This is a genomic window from Microbacterium sp. zg.Y909 (assembly GCF_024626565.1).
Genome location: NZ_JANJFJ010000244.1, coordinates 1 through 6,727 on the forward strand (window position 1 = coordinate 1; position 6,727 = coordinate 6,727).

Below are 6,727 nucleotides of genomic sequence, written 5' to 3' on the forward strand. Positions count from 1 at the left end.
ATACGTCCCTTGCCCCACAGGCGCGTCCACACTGCGGGGGACGTGATGGGACGATGCCAGGGGTGGTACGGCTGCACCGGGTGCGTGGTGGTCGCCAGCACGTCGATCAGGTCGTCGTGCAGCACCCAGTACTGCTCGGTGTGCAGCGAGAAGTCGTCGAGCCCCGCCATGATCTCGTGCTCCCGCCCCAGATCGGTGAGCTCGACGGTGTAGGGCAGGTAGTTGTCGGACTGGTCGCCCGAGCACTGGTCGGGGTGCTTCGAGGGGTGGGTGGCGAACTGGCCGCCGATGAGCTGCAGGTAGTCGGAGCTGTTGCGGTACGAATCCGCGATGCCGCCGTGCCAGCCGGCGAGTCCCGTGCCGCGCTCGACCGCCGCCTTGAGCCCGTTGAACGCCTCGCGGGAGATCTCCGACATCGTCACCGACTGCAGGATGAGGTCGGTGGATGCCATCACCTCGTCATCGGCGTAGATCTCGTTGGAGTCCTCGACGCGCACGTCGAAGCCGCTCTGCTCGAGGAAGGGGAGGAAGAAGTCGGTCGCCTCGACGGGGTGGTGACCTTCCCAGCCTCCCCGAACGACGAGTGCGGTGCGTGCGGTCACGGATTCTCTCCTTCGACGGTGACATACAGACTGTCCTGCGCGGCGCTGCGCTCGACCGCGGCGAGCACCCGCTGCACGCGGGCAGCGTCCGCGAAGCTGGGAGAGACCGGAGTGCCCCCGGCGATCGCACGCACGAGGTCGACGATCTGGTGCGTGAACAGGTGCTCGTATCCGAGCCCGTGGCCGGCCGGCCACCACGCGTCGGCGTAGGGATGCTCGGGCTCGTTGGCCTGGATGCGGCGGAACCCCTGCTCGCCGGCGGGGTCGGACGCGTCGTAGAACTCGAGCTCGTTCATCGCCCGGAAGTCGAATGCGACCGAGCCGCGGTCGCCGTTGATCTCGATGCGGTTGGAGTTGCGATGCCCCGTCGCCAGGCGCGTCGCCTCGAAGACCCCCATCGCCCCGCCGGCGAACCGGGCCGTGAACGCCGCGGCGTCGTCGACGGTGACGGTCTGCCGGGGTGCGTCGGCATGGGCGCGCCCGCCGAGCCCTACCTGTTCGTCAAGCACGGGACGCGTCGGAACGAAGGTGCGCATGATCGCGCTGACCCCGGCGATGGCGTCGCCGGTCAGCCACTGCGCGGTGTCGATGCTGTGGGCGCCGATGTCTCCGAGGGTGCCGGAGCCGGCGTGCAGGTACTGAGCACGCACGTGGCGCACCTGCCCGATGCGGCCGTCCTCGACCAGCCGGCGCGCGAGCGCCAGCGCGGGGGTACGGCGGTAGCTGAACCCGCACATGCTGACGACGCCCTCGGCACCGGCGCGCTCGGCGGCCGCGACCATGAGGTCGGCCTCGGCCACGTCGTTGGCCAGCGGCTTCTCGCACAGCACGTGCTTGCCGGCTGCCAGCGCCGCCAGCGCGATCTCGGCGTGGGTGTCGCCGGGGGTGCAGATGTCCACCACGTCGATGTCGGCGCGCTCGATGGCCTGACGCCAATCGCCCGCGGACTCCGCGAAACCGAACGTGTCGGCCGCGGCCGCCGTGCGCTCGGGGTCGCGCCCCACCAGCAGGGTCAGCTCGGGCCTGGCGGGCAGGTCGAAGAAGCGGTGGGCGGTGCGCCACGCGTGCGCGTGCATGCGCCCCATGAAGCCCGTTCCGATGAGCGCGACCCGCAGGGGCCGGTCGGTCGTCGTCGACATCACACCGACTCTACGACCGCGCTCCGGGGCTCGACCACCCGCACGTCGACACTCACGCGGCCGGCCTGCTGCACGGCGACTTCGTGCACAGCACCGGTGAGATGCGTGGTCGCCGTCGCCTCCTGCGTCTCGCAGTCACGTCCGACCCACAGCCGGACCTCGCCCGGCTCGACGATGCGACGCATGGCACGGCCGGTGAACGCGAGCTGCGCCGCGGGCACGCGGAACGTGACCAGCGCTTCTTCCCCGGGCTGCAGCGCGACGCGCCGGTAGGCCAGCAGCTGGGCCACCGGACGGGTGACGCTGGCGTACACGTCGCGCCCGTACAGCTGCACCACGTCGACACCAGCGCGATCGCCGATGTTGCGCACGCGCACGCTCGCGACGATGTCCCCATCGGTGGGGACCTCGTCGTCGACCGACAGATCCTCATGGACGAACGTCGTGTACGTGAGCCCGAAGCCGAAGGGCCGCAGCGGCGTGCTGTCGGCGCTCGTGATGTCGTTGGGTCCCCCGAGGATGGGGTGCAGGTAGGTGTAGGGCTGCGCGCCGCCGCCGCGCGGCAACGAGATCGGCAGCCGGCCCGAGGGTGCAACCCGTCCCGACACGATGCCGGCGAGCGCCCGCGCGCCCTCCTCACCGGGGAAGAACGCCTGCACGACGGCCGAGACCGAACCGTCCAGCGCCCAGTCGAGCACGTACGGCCGCCCCGTGAGCAGCACCATCACCACCGGGGTGCCGGTCGCGACCACTGCTTCCACCAGCTCGCGCTGCACGCCCGGCAGATCGAGGCTCTCGACGTCGTTGCCCTCGCCCACGGTGCCCCGACCGAAGAGCCCCGCGCGGTCGCCGACCACGACGACCGCGACATCGGCGCCGGATGCCGAGGCCACAGCATCCGCGAAGCCCGACCGGTTGTCGCCTTCGACATCGCTGCCGACGGCGAAGCAGATCTCGGCCCCCGCGAACTCCTCTGCCAGCATCTCGCGCACGGTCGGGGCTTCGAAGCCCGCAGGGGTGCCGGGGTGGTGGGCCAGCACGTGGTTGACGAAGGAGTAGCAGCCGAACAGTGCCCGCGAATCGTCGGCATTCGGGCCGATCACCGCGATGCGACGTGGGGCCACGAGCGGCAGCACGCCGTCGTTGGCCAGCAGCACGACCGACTGCTCGGCGAGTTCCAGCGCCACCTCGCGGTGCGCGGGCGAGTCGAGGTCGATCGTCGTCGGCGGGGCCTCGAACGTCTCATCGAGAAGCCCCAGCTCCTCCTTCTGCGCGAGCACACGCAGCACCGAGCGATCGACCAGCGCCTCGGGGAACAGGCCGGCGCGCACGCGCTCGGCCAGTGGCTCGAGATACGCGTCGCCGGTGGGCAGCTCGACATCGATGCCCGCCTCGAGCGCGAGTGCCGCGGCTTCGCCGCGATCGGCGGCGATCGCGTGCATGGTGTGAAGGAACGCCACGGCGAAGTAGTCCGAGACCACGACGCCGTCAAAGCCCCACTCGCCGCGCAGCAGGTCGGTGAGCAGGCGCGGGTCGGCCGCCACCGGCATCCCGTCGATCTCGGCGTAGGAGTTCATCACCGAGCGCACCCCGGCTTCGCGCACCGCCATCTCGAAGGGCGGCAGGAAGACATCGCGCAGCTCCCGCTCACCGACGTGCACGGGAGCGTGGTTGCGCCCGGCCTGCGAGGCCGAGTACCCCACGAAGTGCTTGAGCGTCGCGTGCACGCCGGCATCCTGCATGCCGCGGATGTACGCGGTGCCGATCGTGCCGACGACGAACGGATCCTCGGCGATGCACTCGTCGACCCGCCCCCAGCGCGGATCGCGAATGACGTCGAGCACCGGCGCGAGGGTCTGATGGATGCCGAGCTCGCGCATCGACTCGCCGATGAGGCGGCCCATCCGCTCGACCGTCTCGGGGTTGAACGCCGCACCCCACGCGAGCGGCGTCGGGAAGGTGGCCGCCTTCCAGGCTGCGAGCCCGGTGAGGCTCTCTTCGTGGACGATCGCGGGAATGCCCAGCCGGGTCTCCTGCTGGAGGCGACGCTGCTCGGCCCACAGCCACTGCGCGCGTTCGACCGGATCGACCGGACGGGTGCCGTAGACGCGGGTGAGGTGACCCAGCCCGTGCTTGGCGGCTTCGTCGTAGCGGGTGCTCGTCGCCATCTCGCCCGCCATGGGCGCCACGACCTCATCACCCTGGTCGACCCAGTAACCGACGAGCTGGGCCAGCTTCTCGTCGAGGGTCATGCTCTCGAGCAGGGCGCGCACGCGCGCCGAAACGGGGGTGTCCACGGGGGTACTCCTAAATTCGGGAACGTCAGCCCTTGACGGCGCCGGTCAGACCGCCGACGATGCGGCGCTCGAACAGGCTGAAGAAGACCAGGGCGGGGATCATCGACAGCGAGGTGAAGGCGAGCACCCGCGCCGTGTCGACGGAGTACTGCGAGGAGAAGGCCTGCACACCCAGGGGCAGCGTGTAGGTCGCCTCGTTGTTGAGGATGAACAGCGGCAGCAGGTAGCTGTTCCAGCTGCCGATGAACGCCAGGATGCCGGTCGTGATGACGCCGGGAAGCGCCAGCGGAATCACCATGCGCCAGAAGAACCCGATGCGGCTGGCGCCGTCGATGAAGGCGGCCTCTTCGATCTCGTCCGGAATGGCCTTGAGGAACGGCACCAGGATGATGATCGTCGTCGGCAGGGCGAACGCGATCTGCGGGAGGATGATGCCCGGCAGCGAGTTCATGAGACCGAGGTCGCGCACCACGATGTACAGCGGCGTGATGGCCACAGTGATGGGGAACATCAGTCCAGCGGCGAACATCGCGTACAGCGCGCCCCGCCCGCGGAAGCGGTAGCGCGCGAGCACGTAGCTGGCCATGAGGCCGAGGATGACCGCGCCCGCCGTGGTCGACAGGGCGGCGATGGCGGAGTTGAGCACCTGCCGCCAGAACATCGACCCGGTGAGCACGTCGAGGTAGTTCCCGAAGTTCCAGGGGCTGGGCAGCCCCGACGGATCGGCGGTGATCTGCGCGTTCGTGCGGAACCCGCCGAGGATGATGTACGCGACCGGCACGAGGATGACGGCGATGACCACCAGGGCGATGAAGTACACCACCGGGCTGCCCCAGGGCAGCTTCTCCTTGGGCTTGCGGCCCGGCTTGAGCAGCGGCTCGTCGGGCGGGGTCGTGGTGATGAGGGCTGTGGCGGTCATCGCTTACCTCCCGTGAGGGCGCCTGCGGTGTCGCGGCGCAGGACGAAGCGCTGGTAGATCAGTGCGACGACCAGTGAGATGAGGAACAGGACGACAGCAACGGCGCTGCCGTAGCCGTAGTTCCCGGAGTTGCGGCCCTCGGAGACCATGTAGGTCGCCATCGTGGACGTGCCCGCGGTCGAGGCGACGTACTGGCCCCAGATGATGTAGACGAGGTCGAACAGCTGCAGCGAGCCGATGATCGACAGGAACGCCCAGATGCGCAGGGTCGGCCCCAGCAGCGGCACGGTGATGCGCCACTGCGTCTGCCAGAACGAGGCGCCGTCGATGGCGGCCGCCTCGGACAGCTCCTCGGGGATGCCCTGGAGCCCGGCGAGGAAGAGGATGACGGCGAAGCCGAAGTACTTCCAGGTGATGATCGCCATCAGGGTCCAGATGGCGATGTCGGGGTTGGCGAGCCAGTCCTGCTCGAGCCCGCCGAGACCGACGTTCTCGAGGAAGCCGTTGACAGCGCCGCGCTGCTGCAGCATGAGGCTCCAGCCGACTCCGACGACGACCTCGGCGATGACGTAGGGCACGAAGATCAGCACGCGGATGATCGACTGACCGCGCATGCGGCGGTTCAGCAGCAGCGCGACCAGCAGCGCCGCGGGCCCCTGCAGCACGAGCGACATCACCACGATGAACGCGTTGTGGCTGAGGGCCGCGTGGAACGCGGGGTCCTGCAGGATCAGCAGGTAGTTGTTGAATCCCACGAAGTCGGTGGGCGGGCCGTAGCCCTGCCACCGGAAGAAACCGTAATAGGCGGCGGCGATGACGGGGAAGATCACGAACCCGAAGAAGACCAGCAGCGCCGGCCCCACCAGGATCGCGATCTCCAGACGTCCGGCCCAGCCGATCCCCTTGCGCCGCGGCCGCACGGGCGGGGACGACACCTTCGTGTCGCCCCCGCTCGGCTGCGCGAGCTCGGCGGATGCGTTGCGATCCGTCAACGAGTTCCCGCGAACAGACATGTGCGAATTCCTAGCCCTTCGCTGCGGCCGCGTTGACCGCGTCGACGAGCTGCTCCGGGCCGCTGTTGCCGGCCAGCATGTCCACGACCGCGACGTTCAGCGCGTTGCCCACGTTGAGGCCGTAGATGGTGTCGAGCCACTGGGAGACGAACGGGGCCTCGTTGTAGGCCTCGATGATCTGGATCAGGTACGGCTCGGTGACGGCCTCCTGGGCCACGGTGTTCACCGGCGGGGCGTCGAAGGCGTCGTAGTACGCCTCCTGCACCTCGGCGGTGGCCAGGTAGTTCAGGAAGTCCACGCACGCGTCAGGAGCGTCGACGTAGCAGGAGTAGCCGTCGATGCCGCCGAGGATCGCGCCGGGCTCACCTTCACCGCCGGGCACCTCGGGGAAGGGGAACCAGGACAGGTCGGGCAGCGGCTTCTCGTCCGGGGTGAGTCCGGCGATCACGCCGGGGTTCCAGGCGCCCATGAGCTCCATGCCCGCGAGGCGGTTCGCGATGAGGCCGGCCGACGAACCGGCGCCCTGCTGGGCCTCGGTCGTGAGGAAGCCCTGGTTGAAGGGCTCGGTCTGCGCGAAGGCGTCGAGGTTCTCGGCGGCTTCGAGCCAGCACGGGTCGCTGAAGTCCATCTCCTCGGCCGCGGTGGCCATCGTGTCAGGGCTGCAGGCGCGCAGGGCGAAGAAGTAGTACCAGTGCGCGGCCGGCCAGGCGTTCTTGCCACCGAGCGCGATGGGCTCGACGCCACTGGCCTTGAGGGC

General features: G+C 69.5%; 5 protein-coding genes and 1 pseudogene. All 6 read right to left on the reverse strand.

The features are described from left to right. A partial coding sequence (locus NQ160_RS15915) for a ThuA domain-containing protein (RefSeq protein WP_257516151.1) occupies positions 1–602 on the reverse strand: 602 nt, incomplete at its 3' end. Next, positions 599–1,741, reverse strand: a complete 1,143-nt coding sequence (locus NQ160_RS15920) for a Gfo/Idh/MocA family protein (protein WP_257516152.1) — start codon at positions 1,739–1,741, stop codon at positions 599–601. The genes NQ160_RS15915 and NQ160_RS15920, both read right to left, overlap by 4 nt. Beyond that, positions 1,741–3,993: a beta-glucosidase family protein gene (locus NQ160_RS15925; protein ID WP_257516155.1), complete on the reverse strand. Its 2,253-nt coding sequence runs from the start codon at positions 3,991–3,993 to the stop codon at positions 1,741–1,743. The genes NQ160_RS15920 and NQ160_RS15925 overlap by 1 nt, the downstream gene beginning before the upstream one ends. A 70-nt stretch (positions 3,994–4,063) precedes the next feature. Continuing rightward, positions 4,064–4,957 (reverse strand): carbohydrate ABC transporter permease, encoded by an 894-nt coding sequence (locus NQ160_RS15930; RefSeq protein ID WP_257516153.1) that lies wholly within the window; start codon positions 4,955–4,957, stop codon positions 4,064–4,066. Then, positions 4,954–5,970 (reverse strand): carbohydrate ABC transporter permease, encoded by a 1,017-nt coding sequence (locus tag NQ160_RS15935; protein ID WP_257516154.1) that lies wholly within the window; start codon positions 5,968–5,970, stop codon positions 4,954–4,956. The genes NQ160_RS15930 and NQ160_RS15935 overlap by 4 nt, the downstream gene beginning before the upstream one ends. Before the next feature lie 10 nt (positions 5,971–5,980). Next, positions 5,981–6,727 (reverse strand): annotated as a pseudogene (locus tag NQ160_RS15940) (sugar ABC transporter substrate-binding protein); the annotation flags it as partial.